Raw genomic sequence first — 24699 nt, forward strand, 5'->3', positions numbered from 1 at the left:
AGTTGGCCGAGTTGGGTGCGGTGGTTCGGGTTGAGGCGTGTGATGTGTCGCGTCGTGAGGATCTGGCCGCTCTGGTGGCGGGGATCGTTGCCGAGCGTCCGCTGACCGCCGTCGTCCACGCCGCCGGAATCGGCGACAACGGACTCGTCGGAGCCCTCACCCCGGAACGCGTCGACGCGGTGCTCGCGCCGAAGGCAGACGCGGCCTGGTACCTGCACGAGCTGACCCGGGACATGGACCTGGCCGCCTTCGTCATGTTCTCCTCGGCCGGCGGTCTCGTCCTCGCCGCCGGGCAGGGCAACTACGCGGCGGCCAACGTCTTCCTCGACGCGCTCGCGCAGCAGCGCAGGTCGGAGGGGCTGCCCGCCACCTCGATGGCCTTCGGCCTCTGGGACGTCGGCGCCGGACTCGGCCGGCATCTGGCCGACATCGACCGCAAGCGCATGGCCACCCAGGGCGTGCCCGTCCTCTCCCACGACACGGGGCTGGCGCTCTTCGCCGCCGGGCTCGACTCCGGGCACGCCTCCGTCGTCCCGATCCATGTCGACACGGAAGCCCTGCGCACCCGCACCGACGAGATCCCCGCACTCCTGCGCGGCCTCACGCCCCGGGCCCGCCGGACCGCCGCGTCGGGCGCACCCACCGGGGACGGTCTCGCCGTACGGCTGGCGGGACTGACCCAGGGCGAGCGGCATCGCGCGATCCTCCAGATCGTGCGCGACCAGGTCGCTGCCGTGCTCAGCCACTCCTCGGCCGAGGCGATCGGCGCCGACCGCGCCTTCCAGGAACTGGGTTTCGACTCCCTGGCGGCGACCGAGCTGCGCAACCAGCTCAACCGCGTCACCGGCCTGCGCCTGCCGGCCACCCTCGTCTTCGACCACCCCACCGCCAGGGCCGTCACCGAGCACATCGACACCCTCATGGGCGATCAGGAGGCCCCCCGGCCCGGCACGGTCGCTGTCGCCGACCGTGCCGACGGCCCCTCCGACGACGAGCCGATCGCCATCGTCGGCATGGCCTGCCGCTACCCCGGCGGCGTGACCTCTCCCGAAGAGCTGTGGAAGCTCGTCATGGACGGCGTCGACACGGTGTCGGACCTGCCGGTCAACCGTGGCTGGAACGTGGCCGACCTCTACGACCCCGAACCCGGCAAGGAAGGCAAGAGCTACACACGACGCGGCAGCTTCCTGCACGACGCCGCCGAGTTCGACCCCGCCTTCTTCGGCATCGCCCCGCGTGAGGCCGCCTACATGGACCCGCAGCAGCGGCTCCTGCTGGAGGCGTCGTGGGAGGCGCTGGAGCGCGCGGGCATCGACGCCACGTCCCTCAAGGGCAGCCAGACCGGTGTCTTCGCCGGCGTGATGTACCACGACTACGCGCTGAACGCCTCGCCCTCCGGTACCAGCGGCGGCAGCGTCGTCTCCGGCCGGGTCTCGTACACGTTCGGCTTCGAAGGCCCGGCCGTCACCGTGGACACGGCCTGCTCCTCGTCCCTGGTGGCCCTGCATCTGGCCGTACAGGCCCTGCGGTCCGGTGAGTGCTCGCTGGCGCTGGCCGGCGGTGCCACCGTCATGTCGACGCCCGGCATGTTCATCGAGTTCTCCCGGCAGCGCGGCCTCTCCGCGGACGGCCGCTGCAAGGCGTTCGCCGGTTCCGCCGACGGCGTCGGCTGGTCGGAGGGCGTGGGCGTACTCCTCGTGGAGCGGCTCTCGGACGCCGTACGCAACGGACACGAAGTCCTGGCCGTGGTCCGGGGCACAGCCGTCAACCAGGACGGTGCGAGCAACGGCTTCAGCGCCCCCAACGGCCCCTCCCAGCAGCGCGTGATCCGGCAGGCCCTGGTCAACTCCGGCCTGTCCACGTCCGACATCGACGTGGTGGAGGCGCACGGTACGGGTACGACGTTGGGCGACCCGATCGAGGCGCAGGCGCTGCTGGCCACGTACGGCCAGGACCGCGACGGCGACCGGCCGCTCTGGCTCGGCTCGGTGAAGTCCAACATCGGCCACGCCCAGGCGGCGGCCGGGGTGGCCGGAGTCATGAAGATGGTGCTCGCGATGCGGCACGGTCAGCTGCCCCGCACGCTCCACGTCGACCAGCCCTCGCCGCACGTCGACTGGGCCGAGGGCGCCGTCGAACTGCTCACGGAGACGCGGACCTGGCCCGAGGCCGACCGGCCGCGCCGGGCAGGTGTCTCGGCCTTCGGAATCAGTGGGACGAACGCACACGTCATCCTTGAGCAGGGCCCGGCCCCCACGGAACCGGAGCCGGAACCGAACGTCACGGTGGACGAACCGGGCACTGTGCCCTGGCTGGTGCACGCGGCCAATGCCGACGCGCTGCGGGGCCAGGCCGAGCGACTGCGGTCGTTCCTGGTCGCCAACCCGGCACACACCCCCCGGGACGTCGCCTACTCGCTCGCCACCGGACGCACCGCGCTGGAATCCCGCGCGGCCGTGATCGGTGAGGACCGCGACGGGCTGCTCGACGCGCTGGGGATTCTCGCCAGGGGCGAGGAAGCGCCCGGTGTCTTCACGGCGTCGGCACGCCCGGACGCCCCGGCCGCCTTCCTGTTCTCGGGTCAGGGGTCGCAGCGGCTGGGTATGGGTCGTGGGTTGTATGAGCGTTTCCCGGTGTTCGCGGAGGCGTTCGATGCGGTGTGTGCGGGGTTGGATGCGCATTTGGAGCGTCCGCTGCGTGATGTGGTGTGGGGTTCTGACGCGGAACTGCTGAACCGTACGGTGTTCGCTCAGGCCGGGTTGTTCGCCGTGGAAGTGGCGTTGTTCCGGTTGGTGGAGTCGTGGGGTGTGCGCCCGGACTTTGTGGCGGGTCATTCGATCGGTGAGGTCGCGGCTGCTCATGTGGCGGGGGTGTTCTCGCTGGAGGATGCGTGCGCGTTGGTGGCTGCGCGGGGTCGTTTGATGGATGCGTTGCCTGCGGGTGGTGCGATGGTGGCGCTGGAGGCGGCTGAGGCTGAGGTTGTTCCGCTGTTGTCGGATCGTGTGTCGCTGGCTGCGGTGAACGGTCCGACGTCGGTGGTGGTCTCGGGTGCCGAGGATGCGGTGGCGGAGATCCGGACCCACTTCGAGGGTCTGGGTCGCAGGACGTCGGCGCTGCGGGTGTCGCACGCGTTCCATTCACCGCTGATGGAACCGATGTTGGAGGAGTTCGGCAGGGTTGTCGCGGGGTTGTCGTTCACGGCTCCGGCTCTGCCGGTGGTGTCCAACGTGACGGGTGGGCTCGCCGATCCCGAGGTGCTGTGCTCGGCCGACTACTGGGTACGCCATGTGCGCGAGGCGGTCCGCTTCGCCGAGGGAGTCAACACCCTGCACACCCAGGGCGTGGCGCGCTACCTGGAGCTGGGCCCTGACGCCGTGCTGACCGGCATGGTCCAGGACGCCCTGACGGCGGCCACCGCCGACACGCCGAGCGGCGAGATCCTCACCGTCCCGGCCCTGCGCAAGGACAGGGACGAGACCACGACCCTCACCGCCGCGCTCGCCCAGATCCACGTCTCCGGGAGCGGCGTCGACTGGACGGCGTACTTCGCCGACCGCCAGGCCCACCGGGTGGAACTGCCGACCTACGCGTTCCAGCGCCGCGAGTACTGGGTGAACGCCACGAACGGCGAAGGCGACCTCGGTGCGATCGGTGTCGACCCGACCGAGCACCCCCTGCTCGGTGCGGTCGTGCGACTCCCCGATGCCGACGGAGTCGTCCTGACCGGCCGTCTGTCGGTGCGGTCGCACCCGTGGCTCGCCGACCACGCCGTACGGGGCACGGTCCTCGTGCCGGGCGCGGCGCTCGTCGAACTGGCCATCCGGGCGGGTGACGAGACCGGCTGTGCCCAGCTGGAGGAACTGACGCTCGCCGCCCCGCTGGTCCTCCCCGAGCACGGAGCCGTACAGGTCCACGCAGTGGTGGGCACCTCGGCGGACGGCCGTCGTCCGGTCGTCGTGCACTCACGGCGAGAGGACGGCGACGACCGGACGTGGGTCCGCCACGCCTCCGGCTTCCTCGCCGACACGACCTCGGACAAGGCGTTGTCCCCGGACACAGCCCCGGACACCGACCTGGCCGTCTGGCCGCCCGTGGGTGCCCAGCCGGTGCCGGTGGAGGGCGCGTACGAGGCGATGCGCGAGCACGGTTACGGCTACGGGCCGGTGTTCCAGGGGCTGCGTGCGGTGTGGCGGCGGGGTGAGGACCTCTTCGCTGAGGTGGCCCTGCCGGAAGAGGCGCGGGAGGAAGCGGGCCGGTTCGGTCTGCACCCCGCGCTGCTCGACGCGTCCATGCACGCTTCCATCCTCGTCGGAGACGCCGAGGAGACGATGATCCCCTTCGCGTGGACCGACGTCTCCCTGCACGCCGTGGGAGCCTCGGCCGTGCGGGTGCGGCTGCGTCGCCTCGACAACGGTGGGCTTGCCCTCGCTCTCGCCGACACGGCCGGCAGGCCGGTTCTCACCGTCGGTTCGATGGTGGGTCGGCCGGTTTCGGCGGACCAGTTGGGTGCGTCGGGCGGGGATGCGCCGTTGTTCGGCGTGCGGTGGTCGGGTGTGCCGGTGTCGGTGGGGGGCGGGTCGGTGTCCTGGGTGGATTGGGATGCGGTTGCCGACTTGGGTGCTGCTGATTCTGGTCCTGCTGGTGTTGTTGTGGGTTCGGTGCCGGGTGTGGTGGTGCTGGATTGTGGTGGTGTGGTGGGGTCTGAGGTGTCGTCTGATGTGCCGTCGGGTGTGCGGGCGGTGTTGTATCGGGTGTTGGGTGTGTTGGGGCGTTGGCTGGCGGATGAGCGTTTTGCTGGTTCGCGGTTGGTTGTGTTGACGCGTGGTGGTGTGGCTGTTTCGGGTGGTGCTGGGTTGGATGTGGTTCAGGCTGCTGTGTGGGGTCTGGTGCGTTCGGCTCAGGCGGAGAATCCGGGTCGGTTTGTGTTGGTGGATTCGGATGGTGGTGCGGAGTCGGGGCGGGTGTTGGGTGCTGCTGTGGCTTTGGGGGAGCCGGAGTTGGCGTTGCGGTCGGGTGAGGTGTTGGTGCCTCGTCTGGGTCGTTTGGCCTCTGGTTCGGCTGAGGCTGAGGCTGAGGCTGAGGCTGAGGCTGTGGGTGGGGTGGTGTTGGATGCCGGTGGTGCGGTTCTGATCACTGGTGGTACGGGTGGTCTGGGTGCGGTGGTGGCCCGGTATTTGGTGGTTGAGCGTGGTGTGCGGCATCTGGTGTTGACGAGCCGTCGGGGTCTTGGTGCTCCGGGTGCGGAGCGTCTGGTGGCTGAGTTGGCCGAGTTGGGTGCGGTGGTTCGGGTTGAGGCGTGTGATGTGTCGCGTCGTGAGGATCTGGCCGCTCTGGTGGCGGGGATCGTTGCCGAGCGTCCGCTGACCGCCGTCGTCCACGCCGCCGGAATCGGCGACAGCGCCCTGGTGACCGCGCTCACCGAGGAGCAGACGGACTCCGTCCTGGCGCCGAAGGCAGACGCGGCCTGGTACCTGCACGAGCTGACCCGGGACATGGACCTGGCCGCCTTCGTCCTCTTCTCCTCGGCCGGCGGTCTGGTGCTGACGGCCGGGCAGGGCAACTACGCGGCGGCCAACGTCTTCCTCGACGCGCTCGCGCAGCAGCGCAGGTCGGAGGGGCTGCCCGCCACCTCGATGGCCTTCGGCCTCTGGGAGGTCGGCGCCGGACTGGGCAACTACCTGAGCGACATCGACCGCAAGCGCATGGCCACTCAGGGTGTGCCCGCGCTCTCCTACGAGGACGGGCTGGCGCTTTTTGCCGCCGGGCTCGACTCCGGGCACGCCTCCGTCGTCCCGATCCGTGTCGACACGGAAGCCCTGCGCACCCGTACCGACGAGATTCCCGCACTCCTGCGCGGGCTCGCACCCGCCGGGCGTCGCGCGGCGGCGACCGGTACCGCCGAAACACCCACGGCCGGTCTGGAACAGCGACTGGCAGCCCTGACACCGGGCGAGCGACAGCGCGCCGTCCTCCAGCTGGTGAGCACACAGGTCGCCTCGGTTCTGGGCTACACGTCGGACGAGGAGATCGCGCCCGAGCGGGCGTTCCGGGAACTGGGCTTCGACTCCCTGGCTGCGACCGAGCTGCGCAACCAGCTCAACCGCGTCACCGGCCTGCGCCTGCCCGCGACCCTCGCCTTCGACTACCCCACGTCCCTCGCCGTGGCCCAGCACATCGAATCCGAGCTTGCGGCCACGGTGGCCGAGCTGACCGGCGTCGCGGGATCCGCCGGGTCCGCCGGGTCCGTCGAGGAGGAGATCCGGCAGGTTCTTCAGTCGATCCCCACCAGCCGGCTCCGTGACGCGGGACTGATGGAGAGCCTGCTCGAACTCGCCGACGTGACCGACGCGCGGGAAACCTCCACGGACATCTCCCCGTACGACGAAACATTCGGCGAAACGGTCGACGAGACGTTCGATGACGAAGCCGACAGCGGCGAGGAGACCCAGGACGGCGGCGAGGCGCTTCGCGCGGCACGTCAGGAAAGCGCGCGGCTGCGTCGGCACAACCGCAAGCTCTCCGCCGTGCAGCACGAGCCCATCGCCATCGTCGGCATGTCCTGCCGCTACCCGGGCGGAGTGTCCAGCCCCGAGGGCCTGTGGCAGCTGCTGACCTCGGGCACCGACGCGGTGACCGACTTCCCGACCGACCGCGGCTGGGACCTGCCCGAGAGCGGGCCGTACCCCTACCGGGGCGGATTCATGGACGACGTCGCGGACTTCGACCCCGCGTTCTTCGGGATCTCGCCGCGCGAGGCGCTGGCCATGGACCCGCAGCAGCGACTGACGCTGGAACTGTCGTGGGAGGCACTGGAGCGGGCGGGCATCGACCCGACCTCGCTCAAGGGCAGCCGGACCGGCGTCTTCGCCGGTGTGATGTACCACGACTACCCGGGCAGCGACGGCAACGGCAGCGTGGTCTCGGGCCGCGTGTCGTACAAGCTGGGCCTCGAAGGCCCGGCGGTCTCCGTCGACACGGCGTGCTCGTCCTCCCTCGTCGCCCTCCACCTGGCCGTGCAGGCCCTGCGCCAGGGCGAGTGCTCGCTGGCCGTGACGGGCGGTGTCACCGTGCTGTCCACGCCGGGTGTCTTCGCCGAGTTCGGCCGGCAGGGCGCTCTCGCCTCGGACGGCAGGTGCAAGTCCTTCGCCTCCGCCGCCGACGGAACCGGATTCGCCGAGGGCGCCGGCTTCCTGGTGGTCGAGAGGCTCTCCGACGCGCAGCGCAACGGCCACCCGGTGCTCGCCGTCGTCCGCGGCTCCGCCGTCAACCAGGACGGGGCCTCGAACGGCCTCACGGCCCCCAACGGCCCCTCCCAGCGCCGGGTGATCGGGCAGGCGCTCGCCAACGCCCGGCTCTCCGCCCACCAGATCGACGTGGTGGAGGCGCACGGTACGGGTACGACGTTGGGCGACCCGATCGAGGCGCAGGCGCTGCTGGCCACGTACGGCCAGGACCGCGACGGCGACCGGCCGCTCTGGCTCGGCTCGGTGAAGTCCAACATCGGCCACACGCAGGCCGCCGCAGGTGTCGCCGGGATCATCAAGATGGTCATGGCGATGCGCCACGGGACGCTTCCGCCCACCCTGCACGTGGACGAGCCGACCGCCCAGGTCGACTGGTCGGGCGACAGCGTGAAGCTGCTGACCGAGGCACGGGAATGGGACCGGACCGGCCGGCCGAGGCGCGCGGCCGTGTCGTCCTTCGGCATCAGCGGGACGAACGCGCACGTCATCATCGAGCAGGCACCGGCCGCCGCGGAGCCCGCCGAAGCGGCTCAGCGCCAGGCCCCCGACGGCGAGGCGTCCCCCGTGGTCCCGTGGCTGCTGTCAGCCCGCGACGCGACGGCGCTCCGTGAGCAGGCACAGCGTCTGCGCGCGCAACTCGACTCCGCCGCCGACGTCCGCCAGGTGCTCGACGTGGGATTCTCCCTGGCCACCACCAGGGCCGCCCACGAACACCGGGCAGCCGTCCTCGGCTCCGACCACACCGAACTCCTCGCCGCGCTCGACTCGATCGCCCGGGGAGAGCTGCCCGGCAGCACCGAGACCTCCGGACTGCTGGCGTTCCTGTTCTCGGGTCAGGGGTCGCAGCGGCTGGGTATGGGTCGTGGGTTGTATGAGCGTTTCCCGATGTTCGCGGAGGCGTTCGACGCGGTGTGTGCGGGGTTGGATGCCCCTTTGGAGCGTCCGCTGCGTGATGTGGTGTGGGGTTCTGACGCGGAACTGCTGAATCGGACGGTGTTCGCTCAGGCCGGGTTGTTCGCCGTGGAAGTGGCGTTGTTCCGGTTGGTGGAGTCGTGGGGTGTGCGGCCGGACTTTGTGGCGGGTCATTCGATTGGTGAGGTGGCGGCTGCTCATGTGGCGGGGGTGTTCTCGCTGGAGGATGCCTGTGCGCTGGTGGCTGCGCGGGGTCGTTTGATGGACGCGTTGCCTTCTGGTGGTGCGATGGTGGCGCTGGAGGCGGCTGAGGCTGAGGTTGTTCCGTTGCTGTCGGATCGTGTGTCGCTGGCTGCGGTGAACGGTCCGACGTCGGTGGTGGTCTCGGGTGCCGAGGATGCGGTGGCGGAGATCCGGACCCACTTCGAGGGTCTGGGTCGCAGGACCACGGTGCTGCGGGTGTCGCACGCGTTCCATTCGCCGTTGATGGAACCGATGCTGGAGGAGTTCCGGCAGGTGGTCGCGGGTCTCTCCTTCACCGCTCCGGCTGTGCCGGTGGTGTCCAACGTGACCGGTGGGCTCGCCGATCCCGAGGTGCTGTGCTCGGCCGACTACTGGGTGCGCCACGTCCGCGAGGCGGTCCGCTTCGCCGACGGAGTCGACTCCCTGCGCACCGAGGGTGTGACGCGGTTCCTGGAGCTTGGTCCCGATGGTGTGCTGTCGGGGATGGCCCGGCAGTCCCTGCCGGACGAGGCACTGGTCGTACCCGTCTGCCGCAAGGACCGCGACGAGGAACCGACGATCGTCGACGCACTCGCTCAGCTCCATCTCTCCGGAGGAGAGGTCGACTGGGCGGCGTTCTTCGCAGGGAGCGGCGCGCGGCGGATCGATCTCCCGACCTACGCGTTCCAGCGGCAGCGCTACTGGCCCGCCGTCATCACCCCCGGAGGCGACGCTCAGCCGGTCGGTCTCTCGCCCGCCGAGCACCCGCTGCTCAGCGGCGCGGTCGAACTGGCCGGAGCCGACGGATTCCTCTACACAGGACGGCTGTCGGTGACGTCGCATCCGTGGCTCGCCGACCACGTGGTCTCCGGTGCGGTGCTCGTACCGGGTACGGCCCTGGTGGAGCTGGTCACGCGGGCGGGCGACGACGTCGGCTGCGACATGGTCGAGGAACTGACGCTGGCGGCGCCGCTGGTGCTCTCCGAGCGGGGAGGCGCCGTCCAGGTACAGGTCTGGGTCGGTGAACCCGACGAGGCCGGTCGCCGTGCCGTGACCGTCCACTCCCGTTCGGGCGAGGACCTGTGGACGCTGCACGCACAGGGATCCCTCGCGGTCCGCGCCGAGGCGCCCGTCCCGTTCGACACGGCGGTCTGGCCGCCGAAGGGCGCGGAGCCGGTCGATGTGACCGATTGCTACGACAGTTTCATGGAGTCCGGCTTCGCCTACGGCCCCGTGTTCCAGGGGCTGCGGGCCGCCTGGACACGCGGCGAGGAGATCTTCGCGGAGGTCGCGCTCCCCGAGGGGACCGACGGTGGTGCGTACGGTCTGCACCCCGCCCTCTTCGACGCCTGCCTGCACGCGGCGGCCTTCGCCGGCGGAGACGGTGAGGGGGCTGTTCCCTTCTCCTGGACCGACGTCTCGTTCCACGCCACCGGCGCGTCCGCCGTACGGGTACGCCTCACGCGGACGCCCGAAGGCGCTCTTTCGCTCGCGGTCACGGATAGCGCGGGAACGCCGGTGGCATCGGTCGGTGCTCTGGTGGTGCGGCCGGTCTCGGCAGGACAGCTCGACACCGCCCACCGCGACTCCGTGTTCCGGGTGGAGTGGAGCGAGGTACGGGGACTGGAGGAGTCGGCCGAATCCGTCGTCGTACTCGGCGCGGCGGACGCGAAGGACGCGGAGGGTGCGAAGGACGCGGAGGGCGCGGACGGTCCGCTCGGCTCGTCGTTCGAGCGGGTCCCGGACCTCGCGGCGCTAACGCGGCGTACGGCTGACGTACCCGGCGCCGTACTGGTCCCGGTGACAGGCGGTACGGACTCCACCGACGTGGTGGAGTCGGTGCACGCGGCGACGGCCCGGGTACTGGCACTGGTACAGGAGTGGCTCGCCGAGGAGCGGTTCGCCAACGCACGTCTGGTCTTCGTGACGGGCGGCGTCGCCGCTGGCGACGATCTGCTGGGTGCCGCGGTCTCCGGTCTGGTGCGTTCCGCCCAGGCGGAACACCCGGGGCGGTTCGTCCTGGCCGACCTGGAGACAGGAACGCCGGACAGCCTTCCCGCTCTGCTGCGACGGGCACTCGCGACGGACGAACCGCAACTGCTGCTGCGCGAAGGGAAGGTGCTCGCGCCCAGGCTGGCGCGGGCCGCCGCTCCCGACACCGAGCGCACAAGCCCCTGGTCCGCCGACGGCACGGTGCTGATCACGGGTGGTACGGGTGGTCTGGGCCGGATCGTGGCGCGCCACCTGGTCGCCGAGCACGGCGTACGGAGCCTTCTTCTGGTCAGTCGGAGCGGAGCGGCTGCCGAAGGTGTCGAGGCGCTGGTGGCGGAACTCGCCGCCGGAGGCGCCGAAGCCACCGTTGTGGCCTGTGACGTGACGGACCGTGCGGCGGTGGCCGAGCTGTTCGCCGGTCGGGCGGTCAGTGCGGTCGTCCATACGGCTGGTGTGCTCGACGACGGGGTGATCGGTTCGCTCACCGCCGAGCGGCTGGCCGGGGTGCTGCGTCCGAAGGTGGACGCGGCGTGGAACCTCCACGAGGCCACCAAGGACCGGGACCTCGACGCCTTCGTCCTCTTCTCCTCCGTGGCCGGCACACTGAGCAGCGCCGGACAGGCCAACTACGCGGCCGGTAACGCCTTCCTCGACGCACTCGCCCGCCACCGCGCGGCCGAAGGGCTCGTGGGGACCGCGCTGGCCTGGGGCCCCTGGACCGGGCGCAGCGGAATGACGGGAACGCTGAGCGAGGCCGAGGCCGAGCGGATGTCCCGCTCGGGAATGCCGCCCCTCTCCGAGGAGCAGGGACTCGCCCTCTTCGACGCGACCGTCAACGGTGCGGAACCGGCGGTTCTGCCAGTACGGCTGGACCTGGCGGCGCTCAAGGCACAGGGCGAGCCCGCACCGCTGCTGCGCGGACTGATCCGCGCCCGCGCCCGCAGGACCGGCGCCGCCACCGCCGCTTCCGGGCTCGTACAGCGGCTGACCGGCCTGTCCCTCCAGGAACGGCGGGACGCGCTGCTGGAGACCGTGCGCGCACAGATCGCGATGGTCCTGAGCCACGCCGGAGCGGCCGAGGTCGACCCGACCCGTTCGTTCCAGGACCTCGGCTTCGACTCGCTGACGTCCGTGGAACTGCGGAACCGGCTGAACGGAGTCACCGGGCTGCGCCTGTCGGCCACCGTCGTCTTCGACTACCCGACCGCCGACGCGCTGGTCGGCCATCTGCTGGAGGAGCTGTTCGGCGCCGAGACGGAGTCCACGGCGCTGGTCACCACGCTGGCTTCGATGGCCGACGATCCGGTGGTCATCGTCGGTATGAGCTGCCGCTACCCCGGTGGTGTGTCCTCTCCGGAAGACCTGTGGCGGCTCGTCTCCGACGGTGTGGACGCGGTCTCCGGCTTCCCGGTCGACCGGGGCTGGGACGTGGAGTCGCTCTACCACCCCGACCCCGACCACTCGGGGACCGTCTACACGCGTGAGGGAGGCTTCCTCAAGGAGGCCGCCGACTTCGACGCGGCGTTCTTCGGGATGAGTCCGCGTGAGGCGCTGGCGACGGACTCGCAGCAGCGGCTGCTGCTGGAGGCGACCTGGGAGGCGGTCGAGCGGTCGGGTATCGACCCGGTGTCGCTGCGCGGCAGCCGGACCGGTGTCTTCGCCGGCGTCATGTACAACGACTACGCCAACCTCCTCTCCGGCCGTGAGTTCGAGGGCTACCAGGGCAACGGCAGCGCGGGAAGCGTCGCCTCGGGCCGGGTGTCGTACACCTTCGGTTTCGAGGGTCCGGCGGTGACCGTGGACACGGCCTGCTCGTCGTCGCTCGTCGCGCTGCACCTGGCCGCGCAGGCGCTGCGGTCGGGGGAGTGCTCGCTTGCGGTGGCCGGTGGTGTGACGGTGATGTCGACGCCGACGACGTTCGTGGAGTTCTCGCGGCAGCGTGGTCTGGCGGCGGACGGTCGCAGCAAGGCGTTCTCGGACGCGGCCGACGGCGTCGGCTGGGGCGAGGGCGTCGGCATGCTGGTGCTGGAGCGGCTGTCGGACGCGCGCCGCAATGGGCATCCGGTGTTGGCTGTGGTGCGGGGTTCGGCGGTGAATCAGGATGGTGCGTCGAATGGTCTGACGGCGCCGAACGGTCCGTCGCAGCAGCGGGTGATCCGCCAGGCGCTGGCCAGTGGTGGTCTGTCGGCTGCTGATGTGGATGTGGTGGAGGCGCACGGTACGGGGACGACGTTGGGCGACCCGATCGAGGCGCAGGCGCTGCTGGCCACGTACGGGCAGGACCGCGCCGCCGACAAGCCGTTGCTGCTCGGTTCGGTGAAGTCGAACATCGGGCACACGCAGGCGGCGGCGGGTGTGGCCGGGATCATCAAGATGGTGATGGCGATGCACCACGGCGTGGCCCCGAAGACGCTCCACGTCAACGAACCTTCGAGCCATGTGGACTGGACGGCCGGCGCGGTCGAGCTGCTGACGCGGCCGATGGACTGGGAGACCGGTGACCGCCCGCGTCGAGCAGGCGTCTCGTCGTTCGGCATCAGCGGGACGAACGCTCATGTGATTCTGGAGCAGCCGGAGGCGGCCGACGCGGAGGCGTCGGCGGTGGACCCGTCGAGGGCGGAGCCTTCGGTGGTGGCCGGTGGTGCGGTGGTGCCGTGGGTGCTGTCGGCGAAGAGTGCTGAGGCGTTGCGGGGCCAGGCGGCGCGGTTGCTGTCGTTCGTGCGGGGCGGGGGCGCGGCTCCCGGGCTGGTGGATGTCGGGATGTCGCTGGTGACGAGCCGGTCGAGCTTCCGCCATCGCGCGGTGGTCGTGGGAACGGACGCGGCGGCCATGGTCCGCTCGCTGTCGGCACTGGCCGCTGGAGAGTCGGATGCCGGGGTCGTCGAGGGTATGGCGGGTTCCGGTAAGTCGGCGTTCCTGTTCTCGGGTCAGGGGTCGCAGCGGCTGGGTATGGGTCGTGGGTTGTATGAGCGTTTCCCGGTGTTCGCGGAGGCGTTCGATGCGGTGTGTGCGGGGTTGGATGCGCACCTGGAGCGTGCCCTGCGTGATGTGGTGTGGGGTTCTGACGCGGAACTGCTGAACCGTACGGTGTTCGCTCAGGCCGGGTTGTTCGCCGTGGAAGTGGCGTTGTTCCGGTTGGTGGAGTCGTGGGGTGTGCGGCCGGACTTTGTGGCGGGTCATTCGATTGGTGAGGTCGCTGCCGCTCATGTGGCGGGGGTGTTCTCGCTGGAGGATGCCTGTGTGCTGGTGGCTGCGCGGGGTCGTTTGATGGATGCGTTGCCTTCTGGTGGTGCGATGGTGGCGCTGGAGGCGGCTGAGGCTGAGGTTGTTCCGCTGTTGTCGGATCGTGTGTCGCTGGCTGCGGTGAACGGTCCGGTATCGGTGGTGGTGTCGGGTGTTGAGGATGCGGTGCTGGAGGTGGCGGGTCACTTCGAGGGGCTGGGTCGTCGTACCAGTCGGCTGCGGGTGTCGCACGCGTTCCATTCGCCGTTGATGGAACCGATGTTGGAGGAGTTCCGGCAGGTTGTCGCGGGTCTCTCCTTCACCGCTCCGGCTGTGCCGGTGGTGTCCAACGTGACCGGTGGGCTCGCCGATCCCGAGGTGCTGTGCTCGGCCGACTACTGGGTGCGCCATGTCCGCGAGGCGGTCCGCTTCGCCGACGGAGTCGACTCCCTGCGCACCGAGGGTGTGACGCGGTTCCTGGAGCTTGGTCCTGATGGTGTGCTGTCGGGGATGGCGCGGCAGTCGTTGCCGGACGAGGCGCTGGTCGTTCCCGTCTGCCGTAAGGACCGCGACGAGGAGCCGACGATCGTCACGGCCATGGCCGAACTCGCCGTACAGGGCGTACAGGTCGATTGGTCTGGTTTCTTTGCGGGGCGGGGTGCGCGGCGGGTTGGTTTGCCGACGTATGCGTTTCAGCGTGAGCGGTTCTGGCCGTCGGGTTCTGTTGTGCGTCCTGGTGATGTGCGGTTTGCGGGTCTGGGTTCTGCTGAGCATCCGTTGTTGGGTGCTGCGGTGGAGTTGGTGAATACGGATGGGTTCCTGTTCACGGGTCGGTTGTCGGTGGGGTCGCATGGGTGGCTCGCGGATCATGTGGTGATGGGTTCGGTGCTGGTGCCGGGTACGGCCCTGGTGGAGCTGGCGGTGCGTGCGGGGGACGAGGTCGGCTGTGATGTGGTCGAGGAGCTGACACTGGCCGCGCCGTTGGTGCTCTCCGAGCGGGGTGGCGCCGTACAGGTGCAGGTCTGGGTCGGTGAGCCCGACGTGTCTGGTGGCCGTCCGTTGACGATTCATTCCCGTGCGGGTGATGAGCCCTGGACGCTTCATGCGCAGGGTTCTCTCGGGGAGAAGGCCGTTGTCGGCGCCGTCCCGTTCGACGCGGTGGTCTGGCCGCCGGAGGGCGCTGCACCCGTTGATGTCGTTGATTGTTATGACCGGTTTGCGGAGTCCGGGTTCGAGTACGGTCCGGTGTTCCAGGGGCTGCGGGCCGTCTGGACGCGTGGTGAGGACACCTTCGCCGAGGTCGCTCTTCCTGAGGGGACCGACGCGGACGCCTACGGTCTGCACCCCGCCCTCTTCGACGCCTGCCTCCACGCGTTCGCGTTCGGTGACGGCGACGGGGAAGGCGCCGCGGCCGGTGTGCCGTTCTCGTGGTCGAATGTGTCGCTCCACGCGGCGGGTGCGTCGTCGCTGCGCGTGCGTTTGACGCGCGGGTCGGACGGTTCGGTGTCCGTCGAGCTGGCGGACGGCGCTGGTGCGCCGGTCGCCTCGGTGGGTGGGCTGGTGGTGCGTCCGATCTCTGCCGAGCAGGTGGGGTCGGGGGCGCATCGGGACTCGCTGTTCCGGGTGGAGTGGGTCGCCGACCCGTCGCCGGTGGTGGAGCCGCTCCCGTCCTACGCGACGTGGGGCGTGGACGGCGAGGACTTCGGGTCGCTGGCGGCTCGGGCCGAGGTGCCCGACGTGGTGGTCGTGCCGCTGGACGGCATCGCCGCCGAATCCGGAACCGGCGTGGTGGCCTCGGTGCACGGGCTGACGGCCCGGGTGCTGGAGCTGGTGCGCGAGTGGTTGGAGGAGGAGCGGTTCGACGGTTCGCGGCTGGTCTTCGTCACCGGTGGCGCGAGTACGGGGGAGAATCTCGCGGGATCCGCGGTCTGGGGTCTGGTGAGGTCGGCTCAGCTGGAGCATCCGGGCCGGTTCGGTCTGGTGGATGTGGCGGACGAATCGGCGCGTGGGCTGGTGCCGAGGGCACTCGGCTCTGCCGAGCCTCAGCTTCTGCTGCGCGGCGGGGAGATTCTCGCGGCCCGGCTCGCCAGGGTGCCGGCCGCCCCGGATTCCGCGGAGTCCGTGGTGGACACGCCGTGGCGTGCGGACGGCACGGTGCTGATCACGGGTGGTACGGGTGGTCTGGGCCGGATCGTGGCGCGCCACCTGGTCGCCGAGCACGGCGTACGGAGCCTTCTTCTGGTCAGTCGGAGCGGAGCGGCTGCCGAAGGTGTCGAGGCGCTGGTGGCGGAACTCGCCGCCGGAGGCGCCGAAGCCACCGTTGTGGCCTGTGACGTGACGGACCGTGCGGCGGTGGCGGAGCTGTTCGCCGCGCACCCGATCACCGCGGTGGTCCATACGGCGGGTGTGCTCGACGACGGGGTGATCGGTTCCCTGACCGCCGAGCGGCTGGCCGGGGTGCTGCGTCCGAAGGTGGACGCGGCGTGGAACCTCCACGAGGCCACCAAGGACCGGGACCTCGACGCCTTCGTCCTCTTCTCCTCCCTCGCCGGCACCCTCGGCGGCGCGGGACAGGCCAACTACGCCGCCGGTAACGCGTTCCTCGACGCACTCGCCCGCCACCGCCAGGCGGAGGGCCTTCCGGCCGCGTCGCTGGCCTGGGGCCCCTGGGCCCAGGACTCGGGAATGACCGGAGCGCTCTCCGAGGCCGACCTCCAGCGCATCGCCCGTACCGGCATGCCCGAGCTGTCGCCCGAGGAGGGCGTGGCCCTCTTCGACAGCGCCCTCTCCACCACGGAGCCCGCGGTGGCTCCGGTGCGGCTCGACCTCGCCGCCCTCGGAGCGCGCGGTGAGGTTCCGCCGCTGCTCCGCGGGCTGGTGCGGGTACGCGGCCGGCGTGCCGCCGGTGCCGGTGCCGGAGCGGGCGTACCGACGGCCGATCTCGTACAGAGGCTGTCCACGCTCTCCCCGGCCGAGGGGCGCGAACTGCTCCTCGACGCCGTACGGGCCCAGGTCGCCCTGGTGCTGGGGCACACGGGGGCCGCCGAGATCGATCCGGCACAGGCGTTCCAGGACCTCGGCTTCGACTCGCTCACGTCGGTCGAGCTGCGGAACCGGCTGAACGCCCTGACGGGTACCCGACTGCCCGCGACGCTGCTGTTCGACTACCCGACGCCCGCCGAACTGGTCGACCACCTGTACGCGCGGATCGCCCCGGAGGCCGTGGCCACCGGTTCGAAGTCGGTCCTGAACGAGCTGGACAAGCTGGAGCGGTCCTTCGGGGACCTGGAGATGACCGATGAGGTGTACGAGCAGATCGCGGGCCGCCTGGAAGTGCTGAAGTCCAAGTGGGGCGCGCTGCGCGACACCGCCGCCGGGGCGGAGCGCGGTGGTCAGGAGAAGGAGGAGAAGTTCGACTTCGAGTCCGCCTCCGACGAGGAGGTCTTCGGCCTCCTGGACGAACTGGGGCTCTCGGACTGACGGTTGGCGGAGCCGGGGAGGGCAAGCGCCCTCCCCGGCCCCGCCCGTCGTCCGTTGGACATGACACTGCCCGTACCGGGTGAACCGGTACGGGCAGTGTCATGTCCAACGGACGAGGCGGAAGTTCCGCCCTACAGGGGCCGGCGGAAGCCCTTCACCGCGAAGACGCCGCCCACGAGGGCGATGAGCGCGCTGATCAGTACCGCGGGGATGGCGGCCCCGCCGCCCGGCACGTCGAGTGCCAGCGCACGCGTCGCGTTGATCGCGTACGTCAGCGGATTGACCGTCGCGACGACCTGGAGCCAGCCCGGCAGGTCCTCGACCGGGACGTAGGCGCTCGACGCGAACATGAGGGGGAAGATCGCGATGATCGCGAGGTTCTGCATCGGTTCGGCGCGCCGCAGCCAGGCGCCGGCCGCGATGAAGGCCCACCCCAGCGACCAGCTGATGAAGAGGGTCAGGCCGGCCGAGGCGGCGAGTTCGAGCGCGCCGCCCTTGGGCGAGTAGCCGAGCACCGTGATGCCCAGCACCAGGATGATCACGACCTGGACGGCGCTGCGGACCAGGCTGGAGATGCTGCGGGCGATCAGCAGCGAGCTGGGGTTGATGGGGAGCGAGCGCAGCCGCGCGACGATCCCGTTCTTGAGGTCGTCGACCAGGCCGACGCCCGACTGCATGGCGGACTGGACCGCGTTGTCCACGAGGACGGCGGGCAGGACGAAGTCCAGGTAGGAGATGCCGTCCGGGAAGTGCGGAGGATGCCCCATCTTGCTGAACACCTGGGTCAGCACGAACAGGATGATCACCGGCTGGATCAGACCGAACAGGACGACCCCGGGGTCGGTCACCAGCGTCTTCAGCGAACGGCCGGTGAGCACCCGCACCTGGGTGAGCATCGAACTGCCGCCCCAGGGAGCGGTCTTCCGGAGCGTGGTGGGGGGAAGTGGTTCCGGGGCCGCCGGTCGCGGCTCCCCGGTCAACTGGGTGGACATCAGGACTCCACGGAGATCGATGGGCGAGGGGACGACGGGCCCTACGAAGCGAAAGCCGCGGGCTGGTCCGCCAGGGTCAGATAGACGTCGTCGAGGCTCGGTTCGCCGAAGGACAGCTCGGCGGCCTCGACCCCGACCTGGTCGAGCGCCCTGATGACGACGGCGATGTCCTTCGACGCGTCGATCGGTACGACGACCGTGCCGTGCTCGCGGTCCACCACCGGCTCGAAGGCGGCCTCCCGCAGCGCGACGGAGGCGACGGACAGCTCGGACGGGTCGCGCGGCGTCACCGTCACACTCCGCCGTCCCACCTTCGCCTTCAGCTCCGCTGCGGTACCGCTCGCGATCACCCGGCCCGCGGAGAGCACCGCGATCGAGTCCGCCAGCCGGTCCGCCTCGTCCAGGTACTGGGTGGTCAGGAGCACGGTGGTGCCCCCGGCGACCAGACCCTCGACGATCTCCCACAGGTTCAGCCTGCTCGACGGGTCGAGGCCGGTCGTGGGTTCGTCCAGGAAGATCACGTCCGGGCTGCCCACCAGTGAAGCGGCGAGGTCGAGCCGGCGGCGCTGACCGCCCGAGTAGGTGCTCGGGCGGCGCGTGGCGATCTCCTGGAGGCCGAACAGCTCGACGAGTTCGTCGGCCCGTACCTCCGCCTCACGCGTGCTCGCCCCGAGCAGCCTCGCGATGAGGATGAGGTTGGCACGTCCGGTCATCTGCGCGTCGACGGAGGCGAACTGGCCGGTGAGACCGACGCGTTTGCGGACCTCACGGGGCTCCCGCGTCACATCGAATCCCGCCACCCGGGCGTGGCCCGAGCTGGGCGGCAGGGCGGCGGCGAGAATGTTCACCAGGGTCGTCTTGCCCGCCCCGTTGTGGCCCAGCAGCGCCAGTACCGTGCCCCGGGGCGCCGCGATGTTCACCGAGTCCAGGGCGGTCACCGAGCCGAACGTCTTGCTGACGTCCACCGCCTCGATCATGATGTCGCCGCCGTGCGGCGCGGCCGGCCCGCTCATCGCCGCACCCCCCTTGCCGGAGCCGGGGCCATTGAGGCGCACGACCGGTGCGGGGGAGAGGTCCGGCCGTCGGCCGGGTGGTGCCGGGGCGATCCGGGTGGTTCGACTGGTGCCGTGGGCAGCATGGTGGGACTTCCTTGACGAGGTGACAGGGAAAAAAGAGGTGACAGGGAAAAAGAGGAAAAGAAAAAGGCCGTGCGGCGCGCACCGACGCGCGCGCCGCACGGCGGAGGCGGACGCTCAGGGGGGGAGCGGCTCGGTCCGTACGGTCCGTACGGACCGAGCCGACCGGCTCGCTCAGGCGCGCGCCCCGGCGGATCCCCGGCCCGGCGGAGGATCCGCCGGGCACATCGGGGAGGGGGCCGGGGCGGCGCCCCGGGGTCATCCGTTGCCACCGTCCATGAGCCGGAACAGCTCGTCGTCGGTCGCCTCCGCCAGATCCAGCCCGCCGCCTGCGGGTGCGTGGTCCGCCTCACCGCGCGCGGCGAGCGCCTTCAGCCGCGCGGCCGTGCCGGCGTCCACGGAGGCGCCCTCGGCGAGCAGCCGTTCCAGTTCCGCCACGAGGCCGCCGATGTCCCGGCCGGATACGCCGACCGTGGCCGGGGGCCGGTCCAGACCGTCCCGTACGAGACCCACGACGGCGGCCGGGGTGGGGTGGTCGAACACCAGCGTCGGAGGCAGGGGCATGCCGGTGGCGGTGATGAGCCGGTTGCGCAGCTCGATCGCGTTGACGGAGTTGACCCCCATCTCCTTGAAGGCCAGGGACGGGTCCCCCTCCGCCTCCTCCCGGCCGCCGAGTACCGCCGAGACCTCGGCCATCACCAGGGCCAGGACGGCGCCGTCCCGCTCGGACCCACCGAGTCCGGCCAGCCGGTCCGCCAACAGGACCGCCCCGTCGGCGGGCGCGACGGCGGTGCCGGAGCCCGGCAGCGATGGCCGGCCCGCGACGATCCCCACGGCCCCCGCTCCGGCGACGGCCCAGTACTCCCGCCGCTGGAAGGGATACGTCGGCAGCCCGACCGGCGTGGCGCCGGGAAGCGCCTCCCGCCACCGTACGGGCACGCCGTGGGCCTGGAGGCGGGCCGCCGCGGAGAGCACCGCCCGTACCTCGTCCTGTCCGGCCGCGAACGTCGGTACGACCACCTCACGCGACGGCCCGTCGGCGGAAGCGAGGCATTCGTCGATCATCGGGGTGAGCGCGGGATCGGGCCCCAACTCCAGGAAGAACGTGGTCCGTTCCGTCCGCAGACGGTCGATGGCGTCCCTGAAACGGACCGTCTCGCGGACATGGCGCACCCAGGTCTCCGGATCACGCGCCTCGTCGGCGGTCAGCGGCCGCCCGGTGAGCCCCGAGACGACCGGCAGGGACGGCGCGGCGAAGGACAGCGAGCCGATCGCCTCCCGGAAGGCGTCGAGCGCTGGCTCGGTCAGCGGCGAGTGGAAGGCGTGGCTCACCATCAGCTGGCGGGTCTTGTGACCGGCCGCGTTCAGCTCGTCCGCCAGTGCGGCCAGCGGCTCCCGCGCACCCGACAGGACCACGGACCGGGGGCCGTTCACCGCGGCGACCGACACCGTGTCCGCCAGCGCGGCGACCCACGGCGCCACCTCCTCCTCGGACAGACGCACCGCGATCATCCCGCCGCCCGGCGGAAGCGCGCTCATCAGCCGGCCCCGGGCCGCCACCAGCGCGCAGGCGTCCTCAAGACCGAGCACCCCCGCCACATGGGCGGCCGCGATCTCGCCGACCGAGTGCCCCACCAGACGGTCCGGCGTCGCGCCCCAGGACGTGAACAGCCGGTACAGAGCGACCTCGACCGCGAACAGGGCGGGCTGAGCGTACGCCGTGTCGTCGAGGAGCAGCGCCTCCTCGGTGTCCGGGTCCGCCCACATCACCGAGGTCAGCGGGCGCTCCAGCAGCGGGTCGAGCGCCGCGCAGATCTCCCGCAGCGCCTCGGCGAACACGGGGAACGCCCCGGCCGCCGCCCGGCCCATGCCGTTGCGCTGGCTGCCCTGCCCGGTGAAGACGAACGCGGTCCGGCCTGCGCGCGCGTGGTCACGGACGATGCCCGGCGCCCGCTCGCCGCGGCCCAGTGCCGAGGTCGCCGAGAGCAGCTCCTCGCGGCCGGAACCGGTGACGACGGCCCGGTGCGAGTGCCTCGACCGTGTGGTCGCCAGGGAGTACGCGACATCCCGCGCGGACAGCTCCGGACGGTCCGCCACATGCCGGGCCAGCAGCTCGGCCTGGGCCAGGAGCGCGGCCTCGCTCCTGGCCGACAGGATCCACGGCGCGCCCGCGCCGTCCCCCGCCGTCCCGGCCTCCGGGGGCGTTCCGCCGACGAGCGGGTCCGCGAGGTCGCTTGGCGCGGGCTCCTCGATGATCACGTGGGCGTTGGTGCCGCTGATGCCGAACGACGAGACGCCCGCCCGGCGCGTCCGTCCGTCCTCCCGCTGCCAGGGACGGGCGTCCGTCAGGAGCCGAACTCCCCCGGAGGACCAGTCCACATGGGACGAGGGCGTGTCCACGTGAAGGGTTTTCGGCAGGACGCCGTGGCGCATCGCCAGGATCATCTTGATGATTCCGGCGACCCCGGCGGCGGCCTGCGCGTGGCCGATGTTGGACTTGACGGACCCCAGCCACAGCGGCCGGTCCTCGGGACGCCCGCGTCCGTACGTCGCCAGCAGCGCCTGGGCCTCGATGGGGTCGCCCAGGGTGGTACCCGTGCCGTGGCCCTCCACCGCGTCCACGTCCGCGGCGCCGAGGCGCGCGTCCGCCAGCGCCTGCTGTACGACGCTCTGCTGCGCGGGCCCGTTGGGCGCCGTCAGCCCGTTCGACGCACCGTCCTGGTTCACGGCGGAGCCCCGGACGATCGCGAGGACGGGGTGCCCGTTGCGCCGGGCGTCGCTCAGCCGCTCCAGCAGCAGCAGGCCGGCGCCCTCCGACCAGGCCGCGCCGTCGGCGGCTTCGGCGAAGGACTTGCAGCGGCCGTCCGGTGACAGGCCCCGCATCCGTGAGAACTCCACGAACGACGCGGGGGTCGCCATGACCGCCACACCGCCCGCCAGCGCGAGGGACGTCTCGCCCGACCGCAGGGACCGGCAGGCCAGATGCAGGGCGACCAGCGACGACGAGCAGGCGGTGTCCACGGTCAGCGCCGGGCCCGCGAAGCCGTAGGTGTAGGCGATACGGCCCGAGATCGCGCTGGCGGCGGTACCGACGCCGAGCAGCCCCTCCAGCTCGCCGCCCGCGGCCGCGCCGGTCGCGTAGTCCCGGTACATGGAGCCGGTGAAGACACCCGTCCGGGAGCCCTGGAGCGTCGACGGGTCGATACCGGCCCGCTCGAACGCCTCCCAGGACGCTTCCAGGAGAAGCCTCTGCTGCGGATCGGTGGCCGTCGCCTCCCGGTCGGAGAACCCGAAGAACCCCGCGTCGAAGTGGCCCGCGTCGTAGAGGAATCCGCCCTCACGGGCGTACGAGGTGCCGGGGCGCTCCGGATCCGCGTCGAAGAGGCCCTCCAGATCCCAGCCCCGGCCCTCGGGGAAACCGGAGACGGCGTCCGTGCCGTCCGCGAGCAGCGTCCAGAGCGTCTCCGGCGAGACCACGCCCCCCGGCAGCCGGCACGCCATGCCGATGACGGCCACGGGCTCGTCCGGCTCGCCCACGGACAGCGGGGGCGGCGTGACGACCGTATCCGGGACCCGGCCGCCGTCGGCCAGCACGCGCGCGACCGCCGCCGGGGTGGGGAAGTCGAAGGCGAGGGTGGCGGGCAGGGCCAGCCCCGTCGCCTCCTGGAGGAGATTGCGCAGCCGGATCGTACGGACCGAGTCCAGCCCCAGGCTCCGGAACGTGGCGTCGGCCGGGATCTCGCCGGCCGTCGCGTCCGTACCGCCCGCCGGGCCCTGCCCGAGCACCTCGACGACACCGCGCCGCACCAGATCCAGGGCATCGTCGACCGTCCGCGGCGCGGCCGCGTCCACGGCGGCGGCACGCGGCCGTCCGCCGCCCTCCGCGATGATCCGCTCCAGCGACCTGCGGTGCAGCTTTCCGGCGGGGGTACGGGGAAGCTCGTCCACCACGAGCAGTTCGAGCGGGATCTTGTAGTCGGCCACGCCGCGTTCGTGCAGGAACGACGTCACCCGGCCCAGCCCGATGGACGGATCGGCCCGGTCGCTGACCACCAGGCAGGGGTACTCGCCCAGGCGCGGATCCGGCCGTCCGAGCACCGCCAGCGGTCCGATGCCCGAGAGGTCCGCCAGGAGGCCCTGGATCTCGGTGGCGTTGAACTTCCGCCCGCCCACGTTGATCAGTTCGGCCGCCCGGCCCCGGAACAGCACCCGGCCGTCGGCGTCGAGCGCCGCGAGGTCACCCGTCCGCAGCCAGCCTTCCTCGGTGAGAGCGGACCGGGTCAGCTCCGGCTCACGGAAGTAGCCCCGGAACATCAGGGGGCTCCGGTACTGGAGTTCACCGGTCTCACCGGGCGCGCACACGGCGCCGCTCTCGTCCACGACACGCACTTCGGCGCCGGTCGTGGGCCGTCCCACGCTGCGGGTGGCCACCTCGGCGGGGTCGTCGGCGAAGGTCCGCGTACCGGTCCCCAGCTCCGACATGCCCCACACCACGACGAGCCCGCACTCCAGCGCCGCGCGGACATCCGTCACGAGCGCGGCCGGGATCGCCACCCCCGCCGTTCTCACCTCGCGCGGCCGGAACCCGGCCGCCTCCCCGGACTCCGCGAGCCGCGCCACGACATCGTGCAGCTGCGCGGGGACCGCGAAGACGACACCGGGCCGCGTCCCTCTGGCCAGCTCCAGGAAACGGTCCGGGTCCCAGCCCGCCAGCAGGTCCTGCCGGCAGCCGGCGAACAGCGCGGAGTGCATGGACTGGAGCCCGAACAGATGCGTGAGCGGACAGGCCGTGATGACGCCGTCCCTGAACGCCCCGGCCGCATCGGCGGTGACCGTCGCCGTGTTGGACAGCAGGCCGTCATGGCTGTGCACGCAGATCTTCGGCCGGGCTGAGGTCGTCCCGGAGGACGGTACGAGCACGAAGGGCATCTCCGGCCGTACGTCCACCGGCAGCGGCGCCCGGCCGGCCCAGGCGCTCAGCAGGCCGTCGAGCGCGATCGCCCCGTCCTCGTCCGGGGCCTCGCCGCGGACCACGACGGCCCGCAGCGAGGGAACGCTCCGCAGCAGCGTCCGGGTGGCGAGCGGCCCGTCGTCGTCCTGACCGGCGGACAGCACCACGAGCACCGGCTCCACCCGGGTCAGCAGCGCGTGGACGTCGGCCGCGCCATTGCCCTGGTGGACGGGGAGCAGCACCGCGCCGGCCCGGGCGATCGCCAGGTGCAGGGTCTGGAACTCCCAGCAGTTCGGCAGATGCACGGCCACCACGTCGCCGACCGCCACCCCGCTCTCCTGGAGCCCCCGCGCCAGCGCGTCCACCTCCGTGGACCAGGCGCGCCAGGTCCACGAGCGGTCGCCGTCGGCGATGGCCACCGCGTCGGGCGAGGCGGTGACGGCGTGCTCGAACACATCCGGGAGCGTGAAGCCGCCCAGCGTTCCCGTTGAACCGGCGGACGGATCAAACGCGTAGTCATCTGTGCGGACGGACATCATCGCTCCCGG

At 71.5% G+C, this 24699-nt stretch carries 4 protein-coding genes (1 of these 4 cut by a window edge); 1 reads left to right on the top strand and 3 read right to left on the bottom strand.

Going from position 1 to position 24699, the window contains the following annotated elements:
• On the top strand, nt 1-17072 hold the 3' portion of the coding sequence (locus tag OG627_RS33770; RefSeq protein ID WP_329071721.1) for an SDR family NAD(P)-dependent oxidoreductase. It extends 14737 nt beyond the left edge of the window; the window shows 17072 of its 31809 coding nt (coding positions 14738-31809); the start codon falls outside the window, past its left edge; the stop codon is at nt 17070-17072.
• Nucleotides 17073-17203: 131 nt separating this feature from the next.
• Here the strand turns inward: OG627_RS33770 and OG627_RS33775 are convergent, their stop codons facing one another.
• The 3 genes from OG627_RS33775 to OG627_RS33785 form a co-directional block, all read right to left on the bottom strand.
• On the bottom strand, nt 17204-18064 hold the full coding sequence (locus OG627_RS33775; RefSeq protein WP_329071723.1) for an ABC transporter permease: 861 nt from the start codon (nt 18062-18064) through the stop codon (nt 17204-17206).
• Between the two features lie 41 nt (nt 18065-18105).
• Nucleotides 18106-19077: an ATP-binding cassette domain-containing protein gene (locus OG627_RS33780; protein ID WP_329071725.1), complete on the bottom strand. Its 972-nt coding sequence runs from the start codon at nt 19075-19077 to the stop codon at nt 18106-18108.
• A 381-nt stretch (nt 19078-19458) separates the two neighbouring features.
• Complete coding sequence (locus tag OG627_RS33785; RefSeq protein WP_443073590.1) at nt 19459-24690, bottom strand: beta-ketoacyl synthase N-terminal-like domain-containing protein; 5232 nt, start codon at nt 24688-24690, stop codon at nt 19459-19461.
• Nucleotides 24691-24699 lie beyond the last annotated feature (9 nt).

Source organism: Streptomyces sp. NBC_01429 (assembly GCF_036231945.1).
Classification (GTDB): Bacteria; Actinomycetota; Actinomycetes; order Streptomycetales; family Streptomycetaceae; genus Streptomyces.